Below are 24,788 nucleotides of genomic sequence, written 5' to 3' on the forward strand. Positions count from 1 at the left end.
ACTTTTTCCAAGCTTACGGCCTTTGCTTTTGACAGGATTAGGACAAACACATGGTTCAATTCAACGATTGGTGCGATTGGGCCGACACCCCTGTTGGTAATCATTATGTGCGAGTCATGAGGGGGCGAGCCGCAGATGCCCAAAACGCTATCGAGCTCTCCGCAGCAGCAATTCCCTCCCACTACGCGGCTGAGGATCGCATCGCTCATGCTCTAGCGCGATTGGGTAAAACAGGCGCCGCACATTTGATTAATGGACTGTTGCCGCAAACGCCTCAGATTCGTTCAGGTGACCTGGGTGAAATCTACGCCACCGAATGGATCAATGCTCATAGTGGGTATCGGGCGCCGATCAAACGGCTGCGCTGGAAAGATCACCGTAATATGGCAATGCGCGGAGACGACGTGATCGGCATGCTCCTCGACCCAGCCACCCTGCGCCTCAAGTTCCTAAAAACGGAAGCTAAGAGCCGAATTGACCTGCGAGCCCAAACACTCAACGAAGCGCGCGCAGGCCTAGACAAAGATGAGGGAAGGCCATCTGCACATGCACTATCTTTCATTTCAGCGCGGTTACTTGACCTCGACAATATCCCTCTAGTGGATGCCATTGATGACGCATTGGTGCGCCACGGCATCCCTCTCGAGAACGTGCAGCATCTGCTTTTCACCTTCTCCGGCAACGCGCCTGGGGCGATGCTTAGCCAATCACTCCAGGCCTATCCTGGCACCATAAACCAATGGGCCGTAGGGCTCCAGGTGGATGAACATGCGGCCTTCGTAGGCGCCGTTTATGACCGTGTGATCGCCGATGGCAACTAGTCGCGATGCGATCATCGCCGCGATCGAGGCCGCGTCAGCACCCGGCTTTCGAGGCAGATTGATCGCGCAGGGGCAGGCAAGGGCAATCATTTGGCGGGACGGCATTCTACCTGCGGGCGCTCCCGCGTTTGGCACGCAGCTTAGCTTCGAACTGCACAGTTACGCGTATGGCTTGCTCGGTCTAGGTCTGCGCCTACTCGAGATGGATGGCGATCCAATCCAAGCTCGCTTGGCGTTCGTACAAGCAGCAACTGCACTTGAAGCAGTGATGGCAAAAGGTGATCGTAGGGAGAGTGATCGAGACTTTCATTTCGTTATGGCGGCCGCGAGTTATCATCTTGCTCATCTCTCGGCGCGCGCTTACTCACTCCTCGCGATAGTCGCCAATGAGGAAAACTTCTCTCCGCTTGAACAAGCGCTAGCTCTTCTAATGCGTCGCGACATAAACGGCCTTCAGACGCTTATTTACGGCTATCGCCTTAGTGGTCGAGGATCTGATGTAAGGATCACGGCCCTGATACAAGAGCGAATGGCGCAAGGCGCCCCCGAAATCGACCGCGATGGCCATGACTACTTGTTTGAGGGTTTAGACCTAGCCCTCACCGACAACTTCTTCGGCGCACTCGCTACCTACATGTTGGCTCTCGATAGGGGTGAGCAGGAGCTTGTAGACCGCGCAGTTGCACGCCTGAGAGAGAATCTAGCTGTCTGCGCTGAATTCAACCTCCTTCCTCAGTGGTGGGCTCATCGCATAGCAATCCATCTGCTGTCCGACCTCTGGTCAAACACCTTTCATGAGAAGCTTCCTCTGATATCGGCGGGGGGCGCAGCACCAGGGTGGGTGGAGTTACGTAAACTTTTTATCGCCTCTCTGAGTCGCCGTCCTAAAGCTGAGATCGATCTCTGGCCATCACAGATTGAGGCTGCCGCCCGTGCTATCGATCAAACGGACAATCTTGTCGTTTCCCTTCCTACAAGCGCCGGGAAAACACGCATCGCTGAACTGTGCATCCTCCGCTGCTTGGCTGCTGGAAAACGCGTAGTCTTCATCACCCCCCTTCGTGCCCTTTCAGCCCAAACTGAGACCACGCTGCAGCGAACCTTCGGCCCATTAGGCAAAACAATCTCCGCGCTCTATGGCAGCGTTGGCGTATCGAATCTCGATGAGGATGCAATCCGGGGGCGCGACATCGTTGTCGCCACTCCGGAAAAGATCGATTTTGCGCTACGCAATGATCCCGCCCTGCTAAACGATGTCGGCCTGCTCATTTTCGACGAGGGACATATGATCGGCCCGGGCGAACGTGAGGTTCGCTATGAAGTGCAGATTCAACGCTTACTCCGGCGGCCGGACGCAGAGCAACGCAGGATCGTTTGCCTCTCAGCAATCCTACCCGACGGTCAACAAATGGAGGATTTCTCAGCATGGCTTCGACGCGATCAACCGGGCAGCGCGATCAAGGGTGACTGGCGTCCAACCCGATTGCGTTTCGGCGAGGTCGTTTGGAGTAGCCCAACAGCGCGTCTTAATCTCCGTGTAGGTGATGAACGTCCATTCGTACCTCGCTACATAACCGGTAGCGTCCCTCAACTTTTCGTGTCGCCAAAGAGGCCGCGCACGCGTCTGTTTCCCGATGACCAGCAAGAGCTAAGCCTCGCTACGGCTTGGCGCCTTGTTGAGGATGGTCAGACAGTCTTGATCTACTGTCCTGAGCGACGCAGTGTCGAGCCATTTGCGAAGATCATCGTCGATCTTCACGAGCGTGGTGCGTTGCGATCCTTACTCACAGTCGATCCGGCCGTGCTGCAGACTGCGATTGCCCTTGGTACAGAATGGCTGGGTGTAGATAGCGACATCCTCAAATGCCTGCGACTCGGCGTTGCGCTGCACCACGGGGCATTGCCCACGGCTTACCGTAAGGAAGTAGAGCACCTGCTTCGTAGAGGCAGCCTGCGCATTACGATCTCGTCGCCAACGCTAGCGCAGGGATTGAACCTTTCTGCCACAGCGATCGTGATGCATTCACTGTATAGACACGGTGAGAAGATCAAGATATCGGAATTTAAGAACATTATCGGTCGTGCCGGTCGCGCCTATATCGATGTAGAGGGTCTCGTCCTCTTTCCGATATTCGAAGATCGGCGAAACCAGAAACACAATGAATGGGTCGAGCTGATCGAGAACAAAGGCGCACGCGATATGGAGAGCGGATTAGTCATGCTTCTCAGCTCGCTGCTGTTGCGTATGCACAAACGGATAGGAGGCGACTTTAACCAGCTTATGGAGTATGTCGTGAACAACGCCGTTGCCTGGACTTTTCCGGTAGTAGTTGGTGAGAAACTGGCAAATGAGGATCGTGCTCGGAAGGATTGGGAGCGGAATATTGCGACGTTCGACACTGCGATACTCGGTCTGATCGGCGATTCCGATGTGCCGGATGAAGGGATCGAAGCCGCACTCGACGCGATCTTACAATCTTCGCTCTGGCAAAGACGTCTCATGCAATTAGACGAGCCGTCGCGCGCCATAATGAAGTCGGCGTTTTTGGCCCGAAGCCACTATATTTGGGCTCGCTCTACTGCTGCGACTCGCCGAGGCTACTACCTAGCAGGTCTTGGCTTGGAGGCTGGCCAATCGCTAGACGCCGTTGCAGTAGAAGCTAACGCATTACTGATCGAGGCTAATGGAGCCTTGCTTATCGGAGATAGCGAGACAGCCATACGAGCCATAGCAGGAATCGCAGAGCGGGTATTCACGTTCTATCCATTCGCGCCCGATCCCTTCCCTGCCAACTGGCGAGAAATCCTGCGCTCTTGGCTTCTAGGTGAATCATTGAGCGCTCTGATTGCTGGCCAGGAAGGGAACGCCCTGCAATTCATCGAAGGGGGACTCGTCTACCGCCTGCCTTGGGCGATGGAAGCGTTGCGTGTCCGCGCTGCCGCGAATGGAGACGTGGTTGGAGATTTCGGCCTTGCTTTGGACGACTACGAGCTTGGCCTCGTTATGCCAGCAGTCGAGACTGGCACAATGAATAGGTCGGCATCGATACTTATGCAAGCCGGATTTAATTCGCGGTTAGCCGCCATCAAAGCGGTCAACGATACAGGGGCTGCGTTTACAACGGCACATGAACTACGGGTGTGGCTCCAATCTCCCCAAGTCGTCGCTTCGTCAGTCCAACACGATTGGCCGACACCTGAAACGAGAGCACTGTGGCTCAGCTTTACCGAAGAATCCGTCCCCGCTCACAGTCGAACTTGGGCGGAACGTTACTATACGGCCAACGTTCTTTGGCACGCTGAACCCCCACCGCCTAATTCGGTATTATCTCTTCATATCTGGGAAGGCCTGCCGCACGTTCTTTCCGCCGAGGGATTAACCTTGGGTGTTCTGTCTCACCTGCTAAACCCGGCTCGCGGTGGTGTTTTACGGGCGACTGTAATACCACAGAGCGGACAACTAGCCCTCAGCTATCTGGGCCCAGATGACCTCTGGCTCGTCTGAACGGGAGCGGTCACATAGTTAAGGGTAACGATTCCCATGAATGATGCAAACATCACTAGGTACTGGTTGGCGTAAACCCTCCGCGCCCAGTGAGACGTCTCATCCCGTGCGACGAAACCCGGGGGGCGGTTGCTCAAGGAGGGAGGTCGGGAGCCCAGCAGCCAATCCTGGATGCGGGTTCAAACCGGCGGGCCGCCCGGGTACCCGGTGGTGCTGCTCGACTACGCAACCAACCGCGGGCAAGACGTGCCCGTGCGCTTGCTCCAGGGCTATCGTGGCCAAGTCATGACAGACGATTATGCTGGCTACAACGCCATCGCCCTGCGGGATGGCATCGAGCGCCTGGGCTGCTGGGCCCATGCCCGGCGCGAGTTAATCGATGCACAGAAAGTGCAACCCAAGGGCAAGACCGGGCGTGCCGTGCACGACGTGAGCGCGACGTGAAGGATGGGGATGATACCGAGCGTTTGGCTGTTCGCCAGGAGCGCAGCGTGCCTGTACTGCATACGGGAGAAAACGGCGCCCCTGGTTACGGCTCAAAACGCCTTGGGTAAAGCTGTGAGTTATGTCGCCAGCATCTGGATCAAGCTCGCGCGCTACGTCGAAGCCGGGGCACCTGCCAATCTATAACAACCCGGCCGAACGTGCGATCAGGCTGTTTGTCATCGGACGCAAGGCCTGGCTATTCAGCGCTCCCCCCAAAAGGCGCCACCGCCAGCGCACAACTTTACAGCCTGATCTAGACCGCGAAAGCCGATGGCCAGGAACCCTATGCGTGGTTACGCCATGTACTGGCGCGACTGCCGCAGCCCTTGTCGGTGGAAGACTACGAAGCCTTGCTACCGTGAAACTGCCGGCTGGTAACGCCTGACTAAATCCGCTTCATTGGCCGCCAACCGTGAGGACGGTGGATCGCTTACTGCTTAATAGCGTCATGCGCGGACGTGGAAATCGGCGTCGCAGAGGGAGCTGCCATCGAACGCGCAATCGAAACCTTCTCGGTATACATTTCGCTAGTTTTAGGAAGCTGCGTTCGAATAAACCCTTCAATAAAATCCGTCCCAGCGTAGCCGATGCCTACAACACCGAAGAACATTTGCATCGTGATGTTGTTGGCCACCTCATCCGAAAAACCCGTGAGGGTGAAGATGCCAATACCTCCGGCGATAGATCCGATAAACAGGCTAAAAAACATGCGAGACGTATCAAAGCCTTTCTCACGAAGCGATTTTCCCTGACTACTGGCCTCGTCATTGGCCTTTTTGACTCCGACTATTACGCGCAATCCTTGACCAAAAGCCCCCGCAATGGCGCCAAGTGCGATCAACTGCAGTACGTGTTGGGCAATCATGGGTTATCCCTCAGCATGAGCTTTGGATAGGTTTAGCACCCCATGTGGGATTAGCAATTGCTGCAAGTAACAACCTGCGACGCTACACAAATGAAAAGACTCTCAACCGTTGCGCCCCTCCGATACCGACCTTCTTCAATCACGGCTAAAAACTTGCCAAAACCTCTAACCACTCCTAGCTTTCCTACCTAACTGCGACGACCTCCTCGCAAGCTTTGCAGGTTCGTTATGGACGATGACAAGAACAAAGCCATCCGCGCCCCGTTCGAGCTGAACAGCACCGAAGTCATCCCTGGGCAACAGACCAATCCGGCAAAGATCGCTGAAGACCGCTGGCCAAGCGGGTGAACTGCTCGGCTGTTGCCGACGGCGGAATGCCCCCTGCACAGCCCTGATCTCTCAGGGCGCCTAACCACTCGACGAATGCACAGACCATGGAAGCACTCTTCAGCTCACCTGCGGATGTTTTGATTGGCAATACCTGGGCTCGCTTGAGCCTGAAGATCGAGGTGCAAGATCCTGGCGGCAACCAACGGATTGCCTTTTCGGTGGCTGATAAGGATGGAACGCAGCGTTCTTCCGTGTCGTTTGCGGTGACGGGCGACGACCTCAACGCAGGTTTTACGTACGACAATCTCACCCGGGTCGTCACCCTGGAGCTCGACTTCAACAACCCCCAGGGTGGTGCCGATCCAGCGGAAATACGCGAACTTGGCATCGCCGGCCTGTCGTTCCATGCCGCCGGCAGCGCCACCCTGGCCTCGATCAAGGTGGTGCTGCGCCCCCGGCCACCTGGCGGCGACTGGAGCGTGCAGGCACCCTGCTTCAGCCTCATCGCCTGCTGGGCGATCCAGGCTAAGGCAGGCGCCGGCGGGGTTGACTCAACATCGAGCGTCAAGATCGAAGCCGACGCCACTGTCGAAGCTGAAATCTGCACGTACCTGGCCGCCGTACTTCCCAACATGGGCGAGCTCGGTATCCCCAACCTGCAATTGAAGATCGATGTTCCCACCTTCGGGTTGTCCATGGACTGGGCCAGTCTGAGCCTGTTCGAAAGCGCCGATTCCTTGTTCCACTTCGACGGACTGACCAACTGGTTCGCAAAACTGACTAACTTCAAGCTGCCAGACGAAATCCAGCTTTCATTGCCCAACTGGACTCTGGACCGGCCTGTAAACCTGAGTATGCCACTGGGTATCGATGCACAGTACAAGTACCTGCGCGTGCATCCGAACACCGCGGACACCTATACGATYAGTGTCGCCGCGACGAACTTCTTCGTGACCTGGAGCGGTTCGCAGTTCGACGTGGGCGGCGCTTTGAACCTCGAGTGGGACAGCACTGGCCAATACAAGCTGGTGGTGACCGTATTCGAGAAGTATTACCCACGAAATCCGCAAGAAGCAGTCAAGCGTTGCGACTTCGCCCTGCCGTTCGATGTACTCACGCTCAGCGCGGCCTGTTGGCGGGTCCGCCTCGGCTATTTCGCCAAGAATCGTCCACAAGGTGGCTTCAGCGGCTGTTTCGAGCTGCTGCTGGAGATCGGTGACCTGCAGATTTCAAGCGCGCTCAAGGGCGGTGGCAAGAGTGCCATGCACACGACGGACCTGCGCCTGCTGGTTCGCGACGCCAAGGTGATGACCGATACGCTGCTCGCCGGCCCGGCTCTGTTCGAAGACGTTCCGGAGCCCTTTGCGAGTGCATACAGCAATTTCAAAGTCCCAGCTCTGAGTTTCGCCGCGGATCTGAAGGCAGCCCCGCCCCCCGTCAGCGGAACCCCCAACGACTACGGCATGACCTTCCTGGAAGGTGACTTCAGTGAAGGGCCGCGGCTATTCCTGGCCTGGCGTCAAGCCGGCGCGCGCTTTCTCAAGGCGCTGGCCCATGACCTGCTGGGTGACGAGCCTGCTGGCTCGCTAGGGGCTGACGAGGCGCAAACCCTCTTTGCACTGGAGATCATCAGTTCAGGCAGCGACCGACAATTGCGGCTCGACTGGAAATCGGTCAACGCGCCCCTCACGGTTTTGGCACAACAGGTTGCTCCACTGGCATCCTCCATAAAAAACGGGTGCCTGAATCTGCCTACCACAGGGCAGATGATTGCATTCCCGATTCCTCTGGAACAAGGTTCGACTGGTGTCGACGACACACCGCCACCGCAAGCTGTGCGCCACCGGCTGGCGGCCCTGGAGCTGACCATCGCGCGACCGGTCGAGCAGGCGATTGTTCTGGGGGCCGAGCAGGACAAGGGTGGTAGTGTCAGTCATCTGGTGTTCTTCCCGACATGGACTTCCGATCCCACACAAGCGTTGCCCGCTATCGCTGTCGCCCGCCTCGGATTCTCACTGACTGACCGAGCCGGCAACGAAACCCGTCAGGTGGCAGAAACCGGTCCGATGACAGACACTTCAGGTCAGGGCGACCAACCCTATCTCACTGTTGCGCTGGGCCATGCCGGTGCTACGCCCCTGGCGATCCGCACACTCGGTTGGCGTGTCGGCAGTGTGCCCCGCTTCCTTCAGGTTGTTCCACCAGACGCTGCTCCACTCGTATCGCTGCTTGATAACTTCCAGGAGCCTTCGCCAACGGGAACCGATCCCGGCTGTCCTGGACCGGCCAAAATCCGTATGCCAGCGGCACTTTTGGCCTTCGACGCGTTTCAGTCGCCCTCGTTTACCTCCGATGGCTGGCGGCTGGGAGTCAAGATCGCTGCCAGTGAGCAGCTCTTTAAGATGTTCGGCACCGCTGCCGACGCGGATCAAAAGGTGTCGTTCCGAATCGCCAGTATCTGCCAACCGCAGGGGGTGACGGGGTTCGACCTGCAAATCGAACTGACATTCCGCCTCGGCTCGGATTTTTTGGTATCCGGCAGAGTGATCCTGCGCTTCGATCCACGTGACCTGTCACTCTGCGTGGCCGACGATGCGCAGCTGGCGTTTCGCATCGAGTGTGACGATACCACTCCCCCCTGGGCCTTGACCGCGCCGTTGGACGCCGCGCCCGACGATTTCGAGTTCAGCACGGAAATCACGCTCTTCGGCCTGAAACTCACAGCGCTCAGACGCAAGCCGAAGCATCAAGAGCCTGCGCCACCTCCCACCCCAGAAATACCCAAGAGGATGGACGTCTTCAAGCTGACCCTCGACGGCGGCCGCTTCATGCTGACGTTGCTCGACGACTGCGACTTGGTGATTCGATACGACAACCTCGGGGGCGACAGCCTTGCCTTCCGAGTCGATAGCTTCTGCCTAGGGCCCGGCGGCCTGGACCTGGAGGCCGCACTGATCCCTGGCCCTCTGCGCCTGAAGGGGTTGAGCAAGTCGTTCGCGCTGGAGCAGGCCAGTCTGAGAATTCGCGCCAGCAAGCTCGATTACCTGACCATCCACGGTGACGGTGCGTTACCCGATATTCTCGATAACACGCCGATCAAGCTGATACTGGCATTGAAACAGACAGGCAACTCAATTGAGCTTGCCGACCTCGATTGCACACTAGGCAACAAGGGCCAGCCGATTCTCTCCCGTGGCACGCGCTTCAAGTTCGAGCTTGAACAACTTGGCCTGCACTACAGCAGCGGCGCCGACGGCGACCGGAGTTTCTACTTCGAGATCACCGGTTCCGCCTGCTTCAGCCCCGACGAAAACGAGTTCACCACCGGGCTGCTGGCAGATTTCAGGTCGATCCGCATCGAGTTCATCCGCGCTCCGCTTTCGGACAGCTTCATCGAAAATGTGCAGTTGGTGGTTGAGCTCAAGCAACCCAAGACCTTCGAGGTGTTCAAGCTATTCCGCATGACGGTCCGCTCCATCGGCTTCCATCCGAAGTTCGCTGGCTTCAAGGACCCGACCGCGGCAATCATCATCGGTGGCCAATGCGAATTTGCCGATATCGGCGACATCCTGTCAGCCAAGCTGGACTTCCATGCCATGTACATCGGGATGCCAGCCGGTGGCAAAGGCTTGCCGCAGATCTACTTCGATGGATTACGGGTCGATATTTCGTCGCCAGAGGGTTTTCGCATCGCCGGTCGCGTAGACCGTTACGACAGCACGACCCAAGAAGGTTTCGCCGGGGAAGGGACCGTACAGATACCCGGTTTCCCGGAGCTCTCGGCGGCCATTGCCTTCGTCAAGGTACGCGAGGATGAGCGCGCCGACTGGAAGCGCGCCTGGTTCATCGCCATCGAGGCCTCGAAGATCAGCTATCAGATCGCGCCGCTGCCGCTCTACCTGCGCCAGATCGGCCTGGGTTTCGGTTATCGCTACACCATCACGCTGGTCAAGGAGTTCCGCGAGCGCCAAACGATCCGCGAGCTATTGCAGGCAATGCTCAAGGCACTGGACCGCTACCAGTCGCTAGCACGGATCGATAGCTGGATCACTGACCTGTCAGGCAACGGCACGCCCTGGACCATCGCGATGGACGCTGTCTTCACCGTCGGCACCGGCCAGAGCAGCCCGCTGGCCTACCAAGCGGTTACCGAGAAGAAGGTGCAAACCCTCGTCGCCCAGGTCATCGCTGCGTTCCGCTCCGACTTCACCCTGGTGACAGCCGCCAAGCTCTGGTACCCGATCAGTGTCGACGACTTTTTTCGCGACGAGTCGGGTATGAGATCGCGCCCACTGGCTTCAGGCTTCATGATCTATTCAGCCCCCCAGAGCCGCTTCCTTGCGCATGTTGCCAAAGGCGCCAACCCCTACATGGGGCCAAAGGACCAGCCAGTACCCGAGGTCATCAAAGACATCCTCAAGCTCAGCCATTTCGAAGCCACTCTGCTGATCGAGCCTGGCCTGTTCCATGCCGAACTCGGTTGGCCGGACCGGCTGGCCTTCGGCTTCAAGCTCGGTGGGCTGAATCTGGAATGCCGGGGTGGCGTGCTCATGCGCATCGAGCGCGACCTGATGATCCAGGGCATTTTCTTCTCGGCCCGTGGCCAATTGAGCCTTTCTGGCGGGATTGACGCGGGGTTTATCGGCGCCAAGGTTGAGGCTCAGGCGATTATCCAGTTCGCCACTCGCATGCTGATCGGGACCTACCCCTCAAAGCCTGACCAGGGTGCCGTCTATGCCGCTCACGGGCTCGACATCTGCGTACGCTTCTCGGTTGCCGCGTGGTTTCGAATCAAGACCCAGTTCTTCTCCATCCGCATCGATATCGGCTTCGCCCTGGAGTTGCAGATCCTCGTCGCCCTCGAAATGGGCACACAAGGGCTCAATATGGGCTTTCGTGGCCGTGCGACAGTGCTGGTTGGCGCCTTCGGACGCAGGCTGGCGATCCATGTGGCGGTGGGGCTCAACGAAAGTGGCCTCGATGAGGCCCGAAACAGACTCAGCCCCTACATGGGTTCACTGCTGGAAGCCGGCAAGGCGCCACCCATGCCGGGGTTCGACAAGGTCGGTCTGGGTAATACCGAAGCATTGAAGGCGTTTGCCACGGTCACTCCGGGGATAGCTTTGGCAATGGACGACCTGCTCCCACTCGATCCGTCGGATCCTCGTCGGGATGACTTTGTGACCGTGCACGTGGACGGTGCTCGTGACGATGATCAGCAGATGTGGTTCGTCTGGATCATGCCGGGGCCTGTGGAATCGGTGTTCTACCCACCCGTCAACGATCAAGATGATCTTTATGCCTATCTCGATCTCACCGACTTGTCAGGGGATATTTTCGTACCGATCCTCGATAAGGCTTCAAACACTTGGATGTGGGTGGACACCGACACAGAACCGAAATGCGAGATCCGTTTGCGCAAGTGCGCCATTCCAATCGATGATCAAAAAACACCCTTTGGCCTCAACCAGCTGGTTGCCGGCTGCTGGCACCTCCAGAACCCGAGCGAGGTAGAAAAGGATCAACAGTCATTTCCGTTGAACTGGCCCGACTATTCACCCACGCTGGCCTGGCCTTACACCAGGACTGCGATGAGTCAAAAGGTGCGATCGCATCCGCCAACGCACAATGCACCTGGCGCCAATGAAGATTTCATCGCCGAGATGCTTGAGCCCGATGAAACCATCAACGACTCAAGCGACCAGGTCAAGGCCCAGGCCATGGGCAACCAGGCTCTACTACTCCAGGCGCTGCACGATGACCTGGTACGCATTGCGCAAACCACCCGCTTTGTCTCGGGCCGCCCGGATTCGCCCTCCCCGCCGCCCGATAAACCATCGCTGTTCCACCTGGGCATGATTGTGTGTGTGCGTGCCAAGAGCAAACCTGAGTGGATCAACAAACGTCCCGAGACCTCGTCTGCAACGAAGTACCCGACATTGAAGTTCGTCAAGACTCCCAAAGGTGCGGATGCTGTGCTTTGGGGCACCTTCGAGCTGGCACCGGTGATCGACTTCGACGCCCTCGACTTCGAACACAACTCACCGGACATTCCGCAGATCAATCCTCATTTCGACGAGGACAGCATCGGCGTCAGGTTCGACATCAACTGGGCAGGCACTGCGCCTTCCTTCGCCAAAGGTGCCCAACAGGACGTGGAGTCCTACCTGCGGTGCTACGAGATCACCTTCTCCGACGCGTCTCGCGGCACGACACTCAAGTGCGTCACAGTCAGTCCGGCCGACGTCGCCAGCAAGTCGACCTACCGGCGCACCTCCTATCAGTACCTGACCAGCACCCAACAGCTGTTGCCCAAAGGCTTCGCCGGGGTCCAGACCCTGGTCCAGGTGGGCGTCAGCATTGTCCCCATCAGCCAGACGGGCTCACGGGGCGCAATCTTCTCGAGCGTCATGACCTTCGAGCCGGTACTCACACCGCTGCCGCCGGAAGACCTGCACCTTAGGATGGGCCTGCTCAATGCCGCAGCGGTAAAAGCCAACGCGCCAGCGCAGATCAGCGCTGCGATCACCTGGCGGCAGCCCAGCTTGCCCACCACCCCAGGCGTTGCCGCCACCGCCGGCTGGCAGTTGGTCCTGCGCCCCCTGCGTGGCCTGCCACTGGGCGCCTACCCCGACGAGGCGCTTGACACCACCGACCGCGGCCTCATGAGCGTCACCGGGCAGGCGCTGGCGCCAGGCGATATTGTCATCGTGCTGCCTGAGCCGCTGCTGCGCTTTACGTCTGACTCCCAGCAATTCTTCTCCTATAGCGTGCCGAAACCGCCCGCCAACAACTCCCCTGACGAGCCCGCACCGGCTGATCGACTGCTCACCCTGGACCTCGATCGTTGCATCGATCTGCAAGGCCTTGATGTCTATGACCATCATGGCATCGCACTTCCCGACAAGAGCCCGCAACGTGAGGACGCATTGTGGTTCTTTCAACGGCGATCCGCTGCTGTCGACGGCGGGCGCGCGTGGCGACTGTTCGTGCGCGCGACCTCCTATGCCGGTACCCGCGCCGGGGAGTGGCTCGCGAAAGCGACAGGCCTGTCCGGCCTGACACCGGTGCAACTGCACCTGCTCGCTGCGAACGAAACCCGGGATGCAGCCAAAAGCAAATCCGCCCCACTGCGGATTCTGCCGCATTTCGAGTGGCCTACTCCTAATGCCGATTCAGGGCTGCCCCAGGTCAAGTGCGAGGATATTGTTGCGCAGGTCGCCGGCGTCAAGGTGCCTGTGATGCAGAAAGAGGTGCAAACGGAGATGGGGATACAGAAGGATCAGCTGGTCTTCGTGGACAGACCCGGACGTGCCCGTATGATCTCGATCACATGGAACGCCAAACCGTCTTCTGGCAATGCCCAACGTCCACTGACGGCCTATGCAGCCTACAACCTGTTCGAGTGCCCACTCGAATCCCTGCTCAATGCCGACCTTAAATCCAACAGCGGCTTCACCGCTCAATGGAAGCACGTGACGGAACTGGTGCCAAGCAACGCTGCCCTGGCACGGCAGACGCCCGCAACCCTGTCGGACGTGCCGAACTGGGAAGCACAGACGCCCCTCTTCGTCCTGACCCAGGATTTCCTCCACCAACGCGACGTCATGCCCGACGACATGAAAGAACAATGGCCCGTCTGGTTCTCATGGGCAGAATCGGAACTCCATTGGCCGACACCCATCTTCCTCACCGCCATGCGCGCCGGAAAGACAGACCTTGGAAAACTTGACCGATGGCGCGACCTGGGCCGCGTTACGACCAATGGCCTGCTTCACGAATACCTTGCGGTGCTGGTGGGCTGTCTTGTGGATGAGGCCGGACAGGGCTCGCAAGCCGAGCGCCAGGTCCAGGTTATCGCCGGCAAAGGCAGTGCGATCACTGACCCGTTGAAATGGCTCATGGCCGATACCGAAGCGCTCGACCCCTATGGCTGGGCAGCACTGGAGCGCCTCGGCCTGTCTGCTGTCATCACGCTGCGCGACCCCTACACCGGCATCCTGCTCGATGCCCAGGCTCATAAGACCGAGCTTCTGAATGCTATCGACAAGGTCATCAAGGAGGCACAACGGGTACAGGGAAGCGACATCGAGATCGAGCTTCGCAAACACCTGTACATCGATCTACCCATCCAGCATCCACACGCTTATCGGGCTGGCACCGATTCTGAATTGCTGGAGAATATCGGGCTTTCGATGATCCAGTTGTCCCTGCGCCCACTTCCCGATCGGGCCTTCACCGGCGAGGACGAAAAGCCGCTACAGGTCTTTTCTTATGAGGTCATCAGCCTCACGGGGCAACCGAAGTCAGGTGCCATCCTGAAGCTATCCGCTGATTGTGAGGTAGTTTTCAAAGATAGCAGCAGAGAGCCGCTTGTCCTGGCGAAGGCTATAGAGCACGACGCTTCGTTGCTCAAAAAAGGAGATGTGGTCTTTGTCCGTTTCGAAAACGGGAAAGAGAACTACGAAACCGTCTTTTCCGATGCCCTGCGCATCGCCCGGGTCACTTTCGAGCCTTACGAAGACTATGCGAACTATCCTCTCCCACTCTTGCCCAGTCGGATCAAGAACCTCGACACCACGCTCTCCCCGTTCGGTCGCTTCCCTGTCGACCCAAGGCTCTGGAAACAACGCCTGGTAGACCAGGGGAGCACCTCGTTGACGCGTTTGCTCGATTACCTCCAGTTCGCCTTCGCGAACACTCCCGAAGAACTGCAAAGCGGCCCCCAATCGACGCCTGGCAACATGCCAACCTGGCGCGGAGAATTGGCCCGCGTCGAAGCTTCAATGGATGACTTGCGGGCCGCCTACATGATCTGGTCCGCGCGCTTCTTCCGCTCGGCACCCATTGCCTGGTCGCTGGACTCGAAAAACGAGTACACCTATATCGGCACGGCGCAGCCCAAAAGCCTCTTGCCGCTGCGCATTGCCGTCGACGGTCGTGGCACGCTGATCCATTCGCGCTTGCTCGATGAGGAATGGGCCGGGGAACGCGCCTACGCGGTGGTACCGGTCGGTCGTTACGAACGGCTCTGGCGTTCCTGGCTGGGGATCGTGAACGGGGAACGCACCGAACCTCTGATCAAGCCGCCGTCCAGCGACCGCGACGTCGCCCATGTCATCTTCCCTCGCGTACGTAAACTGGAGCCGCCGAAGCTGCTGCACGCCTGGGCGCGCGCCGGTGAGAACGGGCGTCGCTATCACGATCTGGTCGTGGTTCACGGCGAACGGGACCTGGCGATTGGAAACAACCTGCCGACGAGACGCAAGATCAGCTTTGGCGCGATCTGGTACAGCTATACACGACGCTTCGCCGAGGAGGCTTGGATGTGCACCTTGACGAACGCCGAACTTTTGCACACGCCCATTACCGTCCAATTGCCCGAACCGCTGGACGCTGAAACTGCCGAGGCGATCGCGTTCGACAGCACCGCGTCCGCGCAGACCTTGCTGGCACAGACACCGGATGCGCGCTGGGGCGCCTCGCGCTATGTGGTCAGTGCCGAGCCCTACTACTACATCCAGTCGGTCAAGCTCTTCGCCGATGCTGGCGAGCGAATCTGGTCCAGCCAAAAGACCACCGTCCTTCCGGCCCAGGCACCCGATGTCCTGCGCCCCCTGCCTGAGTCGAAGGCGGTGGTGACCCGGGAGCCGCTGCCCTGGAGCATCGTCAATGATCACAAGACCGCGTTCGCCAGCGCCTGCACCTCACGGTTTGCGCAGAGCGACAGCCGAGTCCGCCCGCACCTCGCCCCGACCGGGGAAGTCCTGCGCATACGGCTCGCACGTCTGATCGAGAGCCTCGACCCATACGCACTTGCAAACCACTATGCCTACGAAGTGAAAACCAGGGACAGGATAGCGCCCGTTGGCCTGCTGCCAGACCCTCATGCCCGGGTGCTCCTCGTCGACCAAAGCGATGGCGTCACGATGCCTCTTGTCCAGGTGTCCTGTGTGTCCGCCAGCACCTCGCAGGTAAAGCCGGCCTCGGCCTTTCGCTTCGACTGGCTGAGCGGCGACCTGCAAAAGCTGCCAATCACCATCGAGGACCAGGCTACCTGGCCGACCGGCCTGCGCGTTCGAGTTCCCCTTGCGCCGGTATTCAGTGCCCGCTGCACGGGACCTGAAGCTGCGCAGATGCTGCCACTCGCTCACCCGCGTACCCTCGCTCAGGTGTGGCCGGACGTACTGCTGGCCGCCGACGAGTGGCCCGACACTCCGCGCATGCTTCAGCTCGCGCCCCTTGCCGTACGGTTGACGGTCATCAAAGACGCCACCTCCACGGTACTGACGCAGAATAGCCCGCTGATGGGCGGCCGCTACCTCGTACGACCCAGCACCGCACCCCCCGCAGACCCGCAGGTGCCCGCCGAGCCTATTACGGCTGACGACTTCTTCATTGGCGTGCGGCTAGTGCTTGATGTCGAACGTCGTCGCGCCGCCGGGTTGCTTGCCTTCGATGCTGCAATCGGACTGCTCCAGCGGGTTGAAACCGCGAGTTTCGCGATCCTGTTCGATGCCCGCATTCGCTCTCTGACTTCCTTTCCCCCCGCCTGGAGCAAGAAGGGCGTTCAGGTCTGGCGACGCAAGGAAACCTCGGCAGGCGTTGTCTGGGAACAGATAACTGAAGATCAGCGGAAGAACGACGATTTTCATCTGTTCATGATTGACGCTTTCGATCCCGAGGACGGTGATCCGACAGATGCATTGAACAGCCTGAACGAAAGGCTGGAAGGTGAACGAAAGGTGGGGATAACAAAATTACTGGCCACCAACACGCTCTGCACCGAGCTGGCTGCCGCGGCCTATCGATCCGTAGCCTACCGCCCACCTGTCGTTCAGGTATGCCGTGGGAACGGTGTGCCCCAGATCTGGCAGGACGAATAGGGAGACAAATCGTGGCCGAACCCTACATCTACAGAGCACTGTTTCCGCCGCACTTCACCCCACGTACCAAGGACTACGGCGGTTCGGCCAGTCAAGAATCGGCGCGTCAATGGACCACCCTGGAGCTGCCGAGGATCCGGCTGATGGGAGTGCTCTGGTCCTTTGGCATCACGCTGCACGAGGCGGTTGACCCGGCCCAGACTCCGGCGCTGCGCTTGCTGTTCGAGGAAGGCACGGCGCACACTCTCGGTGGCCTTGACGCCTACGCAACGCCCATTCTGCTCCGTGCTCAGGTCGCCAGCCTGCTCCAGGCCGACGACAGCAACCGTTCTGCAACGCGGATGAGCCTGTTGGCTGTTGATACCATCGCGAACGAAAATGTCGACGACAACGACACGGTGCGCAAGGTCAAGTTAACCGAGCTCGGCTTTATCAATGGCGCCAAGCCGACGGCCAGTACACCGCTCGTTGTTGCGCCGTTCGGTGGCCAACCGGTACCCGCTGGCATGACCAGGACCTTCCTGCCAGCAATGCAGTTGCTGCACGGTAGCCTGCGTTACCTTGTCGACGCGAGCTACATGAAAAACCTGCGGCTGAAGCTTGGCCTGGAGCCGCCTGAGCCGTCCTCAGCGGTCCCGCCGGAGCACTGGAACCAGATCGTGCTCCTACCCGACGGGTTCTGCCTGACAGGGTGCCGAGCCATTCCGTGGATGAGCGACAAGGACAAGAGCCCACTCAAGGTAAGCGGTTGGTTCAAGGCTACCGTGCGAGTCGATCCGGACACGGGTGGATCGGTACGCGGTCTCACTCCATGGATCGATCCGCAGACCGGCTACGATCCCTGGAAGGACACGACCCGGCAGCTGGAAGCCATACTGCGCCGCAGCGACGAGGCGCCTGGCCGGCCTAACTGGCTGCAGGTCGCACCCAACGCTCCTGTCCTGCCCGAACACCTGTTCTGGCAGGAAGCGCAGGCTGAAGGCCCGCTGCTTGGCCGCATCGGCCAGCCCCTGACGATCACCTGCCCAGGGCTCGACATTCGGCTCTCCGATCAGCCCGACGGTGCAGGCGCCCTCTCGACGCTGACCATCCAGGCAAACGGTGTCCGGTGCGTACCCGGTCCCAAGGGATCAGGTCGTTTCGACCTGTCGGTCACCGTCGGCGACCCCGCCACCGCCGAGGGCATCGTGGCCCTCTACGACTTTTCGAAGGACAAGGGCGAGAGCTTCAGTTTCCGCCAACGCGCCGCATCGCAGGAGACACCAGAAATAACGCTGGCCCTGCCAATCATCGAAACGGCGCAGACAGTCCGCCAGGCGGCGGGCCTGTCGCCTCCCGTCGCGCATATGCCGCTGGACCTTCTGTGGGCCTTTACGCCGATTACCGGAGGCTGGCTGCATTGGCCACTGCCCAACGCCATCGCCGGTAATCTCGCGACGTTGCTGACTGCCCTTGGGCAGAGGGCGGAACCGCAATCCGCAGCGCCAGAGCTTTCAATGCCCAGCGGGCTGTCGGGTGCACTAACCTTCGGCAATCGTCCGGAGCGCCGCCATCATGACCCGGCACAACGTATCTGGGGTTTGAGCCTGGGCTCGGCGACCGCCTGCACCGCCAGACTTGCCATCCATATCGAAAGCAGCGTAGTGGTCAGCGCCCAAGTGAATGTGTCCGGAGCCACTGCGTCGTTCGATAACCTTTTTCTTGTGACGCCCTTTGCCCAGACCTCCGAACGTCTGCTGCCCGATCACGCCGAGCGTGCGCTGCGCACTATTGGCCTGCGAGCCGTATCCGCGAGCCTGCTCAGGGGCATCGAGGCGCAGCTGTGGCAACAGGGGCGGACCCTCGCGGGACCTGCGATCCGTCTCGAAGCCTCACTGTCAGGTTTCAAGATCAACGCCAATGACAGTGGGCAAGCTCAAGTCGCGTCGGGGGCAACAGTCACGCTGACGACACACCTGGACGTTCGGCCTCGGGACCAGGACTGGCCTGGTAGCCTGCAACCCTGGATGTGGTTGGCCCACGCAAGCCTGCCGACTATCCAGACACTGCCGCTGGCTGTCACCGGGACGCAACGGACACTACCCTCCGGCGTCCGGGCCCTGGCCCCGCTGGTCGTCAACGAGCGTCCGCTGGCCGCCCGCTTGAGGTATGAGGCGCCCCTGGCATTCGATACCCCCACGATGGCAATCACCATCAAGGGGGAGTGGACCCAGCTCGGCGCCTTCAAAACCGCAACCCTGACACGCCCGCTTGCACCGCTCATGAAGACGCAACCCTGGTTTGACGAGATCGCCATGGCGGTCACAACGTTGCCAAGCGTATCGCTGCAAGTCGGCGAACGGGAGCCAACAGGGCTGGAGCTTGGAGCCGGCTGGGGCAATTACGATACCACCGGGGTGTGCGCCTTCTTCCGGCACGATCTTGCACTGCGTGACGAACGCTATGCCCTGGCATCGGCACCACCGGCTCCCGCCCCTGATCTTGCCGGTCACAATGGAACATTGCCGCCGGTCAGTGAGGCGTGTTTCACCCCTCTGGAAGGCAACGGCCCCAGTTGCAGGCTGAAAGTCGATAATGCCGATCCCAATCAACTCGATTACATCACCTCGACCAATGGTTGGGACCGGGTGCGTCTCGACCTGAACCGTCGGGCGGCCCTCGCCGCCCTCGATGGTCGGACGCTGCTTCGCAGGCTTTCGAAGGATAAATGGACCCTCGAAGGCGTCTTCGGCGAGATGAGCTACCCGCTGAGCCAACCACCGTCGGTCGCGGCCGAGGTGACGGTTGCGAAGAAAAAGCTGACATCAATTGGCCGCTATCAATTCAATCTGGCGAGCGCCTCTAAAACTCCATGGCAGTTTGCAGGATTGCCTGCGTACAACGATCTGGTTGGTCTGGAGGGCAGCTTTTTGCGCGATTCAGAGAAGATTGAGCTGCGATTCGGCGTGGCCGACCTGTTCCGCCGTCGCGATGGCGGCTTCATCGACCAATACGGACTCTCATCCGAACCGGCAATCCCCGGCGAAGTGCTCATACGAACCGTCAAAGACAATGCACAAGGGCCCGACAAAAATAACGCAGGGGAAAAGGAACCTGTAAGGCTCATGACCCTGATCGATCCCATCGTCGTGATCAACGCTGGCAAGGCAAGTTTTTGGTGCGCAGACGTTCCCGTCGTAACGGGGTCCGGCGAAGAAACGAACTTCCTGGACTGGTTCGGCACTGGCACCGCGGACTCGGTGCAGCGCGCCAACAGCGCCAGCCGGAAAAACAATCATCTTGCGGGCTTTCGCTGGTCGTTGGCCTACAAGGACTTGCGTGACGCTTCAATCATCGTCGACGGTCTCGTTTTCGAAGCGATGGAGCTGAAGCAAGTTGTGCAGATCGGCACTGCCCTGCCGACCAGGATCCAGATCCTGGGGCGCCTGCGCGTGCCGGTTTCCAAAGCCCTTCCGGCGGCCCGGGGAAAGGTCGCATTGACGCTGGAATTCACTGGCCACGGCAACCAGTACAAAGCAACACTGGCGGTAGATGGCAAGATCGAACTCCCTTTTGCAGGCCCAGACGCCCTCCTCGCGCCACGGGTGATCCTTGATAGCCTACCTGGGCTGGGCGGTAACACAACGGCCACCATAGAGTTCGTGGTCGGCGGTGAGGCGTTCAGCGTGAAGCGCACGCTCAAGCATGATGCGCGCGGATTGATCATTGAGTCAGGCCCTCAATCGTCGCGATACCTGATGGACCAACTCACCCCGACCAGGCTGGCCGCGACGCTGCCAGCGGCAGAATATGACGCGGACAACAATATTGTTCCAACCACTGGCGCCTCGGCCACCCTCCACTACAGCCTCCTTCTCGGAGAACCTGGCGCTAGCCTCAAAGGTGAAATCATCTACGACCTGGTCAGTCAATCCTCCACGGCGTCCGGTCTGGTCCATGAGTTCTCCGACAAGACGACGGTAGCAGCCGATGTATCGGTCCAGAGCGACCTTGTGCTTGATCAAAGCGTGCTGACACTGCGCTGGGTGGCGAAGAAGATCAAGAACAAGAAGGTCAGATTATTCGGTGGTTTCACCCTTAAGCATGCAGTCGGCACAGCTCTGGCGGCGCTCATCCCGGTGAAGGGTACAGACGGTCTGCCCGGCTTCAAAGTCCTGGACAGACGCTTGCGTGCAAACTTTACCTTCAAGGGTGTACGCAGGGCCGGCATCGAGTTGAGCCTTGACAGTCTCGACGCTCACCAACAGGGGGCAATCCCGTCACTTGGCTATCGGCTGCACGGCGAGCTCGAGCTGAATAACGCACTGAGTTGGCCGGTGATCAAGGAACAAGCCGAGCGCGGTGGGCGTTCGGCGGATTTCGCCGTCGACAACGGCAGCTTCCAACACCAGGTCCGGCTGGTGTTCGACGGTCAGGCGATCTCGCCCGATAGCCTCAACAAACACGATGCGGAGCAGCGACGCCTACCCTTGATGATCGAAGTGCACCACAAGCTTTCGCGGGTAACCAAAGATGGTCATGAGCCGCTTGAGATGTGCTGGAAGGTCTATCAGGTCGTCTGGCTATCCTCGGCAGAGGTTTTCGCGGCTGCACTGTCGGAGCGGATAGCGCCGGCATTGCCTTCGGAGATCAGGCTCTCGCGTACCGGCTTCGCGCCACTGGTCGGTGACCTTGCCAAGCGCCTGAGGGCTGCTCCCCATGTTTACCACGCCGCCGTGGTTGATTGCGGCGGTCTCGCCGGGCCGCTCGCCGCAGGTGTCAAGGCAGCCGTCTCTACCTGTGAAGCGCTGGCGATCGAGTTTTCCAACCACGTCCTGCTTGCCTTCGACCGCTCAAGTCCAGACACCGCAACGCTGGCCAAAAGTGTAGCCGCCCCCTTGCTGCTGGGGCTGCCAGGGTTCGGTTTGTGGGCCAGAGGCCCCGCGCCACTCGCGGCATCTCCTGCCCTGGAGCGCATGCTCGCGTCGCGGCTGGAAGCCGGAAAACACACCACGCGCTGGCTGCCGGACAGCGACGCTTATGAGGCCCATCGATTTCCCACCATCGAAGCCGCGCTGAGCAAGCTGGCACGATCGCCCTTGACCAGCCGCGCCGTTGCCGATCGCGCCAGCGCAGTCACCGCGTTCAACGCTGACAAGGCGCACCGGGCGGTGTTCCAGCCACTGGTGCGGAGCCCCGGTGGTGCCCTGCCCGACGGTGAACTGCCCACTGCCGGAACGGCTTTCATCCTCTCCAGTCTCTTTGCTGACAACAACGCGGGCGCAGCAGCCGACACGCATCCGTTGGCCTTCGGCTTCGCCGGTTCGCAGCGCATCGAGGCCGCCGACTTCTTCGCTAGCTTGAAGGATGCCAACGACAACGACCTCAAAAGGGGTACTGACTTCAAGCTATCGGTCTATGCCAATGCGCTGCGACGCTTCCTCGAGAATGCCGCCGCCAATCTTGTAGTAGTGCCGAGCGACGAACCAGACTTGAATGCAACATCCCCGAAGGCAGAGATCCCCTTTATCCTGCAGGTCGAAGCCATCTCCAGGGACAGGCGGAGCATCATCAGTGTGGCGACGCGAGCGTTGCAGATTGACAGCGAGACTACAGAGCAGGTGTTACGCGAAAAAGTCCTGCTCTGGGCCAGGCGGGCCCAGCAGTTGAGCGCGCCCTGGGCCAGCCAGGCCCTGCTGATGATCCGCAGGCAGGATTTCGGCCTGCTACCCGATATCCCCCTCCCGCGCACTTACCTGCTTAGATCTAACGACCCTGCCGACGATGCTCTCCAGTCCCACCGAGCGTTGGTCGACATTGCGGCGCCGCAGCCACAAGCGCAGCTCGAGGCCGGGCCAGTGGCGCCTGCCAGTGAGCGCCTGTTTACAGGCTACTCTCCGCTGCGGGTCCGACCGGCGCTTCTGGCGAGCGACCCGCTCCCATCCGGGCCCGATGCGTCCTGGACACCGCGTCTTACGGCGACGGGGGTGGAAACAAGCTGGACCTTGAGCGAAGGAGCACACGCATTGCTGTCCTGCGAGGCAGGTAAAACCTATTGGCTCGCTGACCGGGAAACGGTTGCTTTGCGTCCTTTTGCATTGGCCCCAGACAAAGGGCCCTATGAGCTGACTTTCGCTTTGCCATCAGGTTTTGGTGCGGCAACACCCCGCGGCCTGTTGCCTGCATCACATGCAACGGGTACGCCCCCAGAGGTGAAGTCCGAGGGTACAGAACGGGGCTTTGCCCCGGCCTTCTCGAGCACCACCCGTATTTCGCTTCGCCCGGGCTCCTGGTCGGCGTCGCGCATGGGTCTTTCCCTGGAAGAAAGCACTCTGCAAGTCCATAAACGCGCTCGGGCCAGTGAACTGCCGGTGCACACTCGGCAGCCCAGGCCACCCCTGCTCGCAACCAATGATCGGCCACGTGCCAGCTCCCACGAGCTCGGCCATGTCGTCGTGGGCACGGCGCAATCCGTGCTGGTGCATGGTGAACGCGTGTCCAGAGTCGGCGTAAGTAGCGAGCCGCCGGGCCTGAACCGCGCTCCGCGTTCGCGCTGGGCATCGAAGATCCAGATGAACGCGCCAGCCAAAGGTATTCTGCGGGGCGACTGGGCAGGTTCGATCACGCTCAAGACCATGGAGGATTATGGGGAAGTGCCCAATGAGGCTTGGTCGATCGAGATGGCGGCCTTGGTGATCGGAGCCAACCGCTATACGATCGTCAAAGCCAACCTGCCACCGCTACCGAGGGCCAGCGACTCACAGGCACAGCCGGTGGTCCTGCAGGGGTTCACAAACACCCTCACGGGGGCCACTGCCCTGGAAGCGGTCCGCAGCTCACCACCGGGAACACCGGTTTTGCTTGAATTGCTGCTGAGTATCGAGACGCAGGCCAGCGGGTTCCGGCTGCATCGCCGCGCACGCTTCGCACTAATGACCGGCGCAACAGCGCAAGGCGAGGTCGAAACGCCTGTGTATGTTCGGTTCGACGACCCGGAATACAACGACCGCCTGACCTCACTCGCGCAAGTGAGCCGACAAACTTCGCCCGCTAACCCGCGCAACGATATCGTTTTGGCGGCAGACCTTTCCAAACTCGCACCCGGCGAACGTATCGAAGCTGCCCTGGCAATTCGGTCTGCGACGCCTGGGGACAAAGTTGCGCCTCTATTTCAAAGCGTCACCTTCAAAAGCGAAGAGGTTGCTGGCTACCCGCCGACTGCAACTGAAGGGGCACCGCTACAGTGCGTCAAACTTCATCTGGAACGTATCCGCATCAACGAACCGGACGCTACGCGCTTGTTCCAAACCGATGCAAACAACCCGGCCATTATCGGAGCAATCTACGATGCCGACAGCATGGCGTTCATGCTCAAGCTCAATCATGATCGCTCGGTCGACACCCTCACGTTCTCCATCGAAACCGATCGTCTATCGCAGATCAAAGAGCAACCAGAGTCCTCGCCTGCCCTGCAGGCTGGCGATATCCTCATGCTTCGCGTGGTATTGGTCGAAGACACGGACGGTAGTCGTCCTCTGGCAAGCCTGTCCTTCAGCATGCTCGCCACCCCTGAACTCACGCCGAACCCAGCCAGCTTCGCGCTGCTGACCCTTGACGGTTGGGACACCAATGCGATGAGCGATACCAAATGGACACCGAAAGGGATCAACGTCGGCGTCTCCTTGTATGCCGACGGCCCGGCCCCAACAGACATCGAACTGGTCGACCCACGCGATCTGCTGGACGGCATCGTGCGCCGTCGGGCGGTCTATCACTGGCAGACTTTTTCCCCAGGCACTCTCGAAGCTTCACGACGCTATGCGGTGCAAAAGATCAACGCCGTCGGTGGAACATGGTTGCCGGACGATCCCGAAGTCGACTGGCCCACTACGCACGTGCCTTCAAGTTCGTGAGAG

Annotated in this window: 5 protein-coding genes and 1 pseudogene; 5 read left to right on the plus strand and 1 reads right to left on the minus strand. The window is 59.8% G+C overall.

The features are described from left to right. Positions 1 to 50 precede the first annotated feature (50 nt). The 3 genes and pseudogenes from AC1DWG_RS03375 to tnpC all read left to right on the plus strand — a co-directional run. The gene (locus AC1DWG_RS03375) at positions 51 to 821 is read left to right on the plus strand and encodes a Hachiman antiphage defense system protein HamA (protein ID WP_477762213.1); all 771 of its coding nucleotides are present in this window, start codon (positions 51 to 53) and stop codon (positions 819 to 821) included. Beyond that, the gene (locus tag AC1DWG_RS03380; RefSeq protein ID WP_477762214.1) at positions 811 to 4,326 is read left to right on the plus strand and encodes a DEAD/DEAH box helicase; all 3,516 of its coding nucleotides are present in this window, start codon (positions 811 to 813) and stop codon (positions 4,324 to 4,326) included. Before AC1DWG_RS03375 ends, AC1DWG_RS03380 begins: the two co-directional genes overlap by 11 nt. A gap of 98 nt (positions 4,327 to 4,424) precedes the next feature. Next, positions 4,425 to 5,174: pseudogene (tnpC, locus tag AC1DWG_RS03385) on the plus strand (IS66 family transposase); the annotation flags it as partial. Between the two features lie 68 nt (positions 5,175 to 5,242). Here tnpC and AC1DWG_RS03390 read toward each other — a convergent pair. Then, complete coding sequence (locus AC1DWG_RS03390; RefSeq protein WP_477762215.1) at positions 5,243 to 5,677, minus strand: hypothetical protein; 435 nt, start codon at positions 5,675 to 5,677, stop codon at positions 5,243 to 5,245. Between the two features lie 434 nt (positions 5,678 to 6,111). Here AC1DWG_RS03390 and AC1DWG_RS03395 point away from each other — a divergent pair, with 434 nt between their 5' ends. Further along, a complete protein-coding gene (locus AC1DWG_RS03395; protein WP_477762216.1) occupies positions 6,112 to 16,893 on the plus strand; it encodes a hypothetical protein in 10,782 nt (3,593 codons plus the stop codon). Between the two features lie 11 nt (positions 16,894 to 16,904). Next, positions 16,905 to 24,785, plus strand: a complete 7,881-nt coding sequence (locus tag AC1DWG_RS03400) for a hypothetical protein (RefSeq protein ID WP_477762217.1) — start codon at positions 16,905 to 16,907, stop codon at positions 24,783 to 24,785. Positions 24,786 to 24,788 lie beyond the last annotated feature (3 nt).

The sequence above is a fragment of the Pseudomonas sp. P4_B3 genome, assembly GCF_056402295.1.

Bases quoted from the DNA above. Each gene is read 5' to 3' on its own strand.
- AC1DWG_RS03375 (WP_477762213.1), top strand. From the start codon at position 51: ATGGTTCAATTCAACGATTGGTGCGATTGGGCCGACACCCCTGTTGGT.
- AC1DWG_RS03390 (WP_477762215.1), bottom strand. From the start codon at position 5,677: ATGATTGCCCAACACGTACTGCAGTTGATCGCACTTGGCGCCATTGCG.
- AC1DWG_RS03380 (WP_477762214.1), top strand. From the start codon at position 811: ATGGCAACTAGTCGCGATGCGATCATCGCCGCGATCGAGGCCGCGTCA.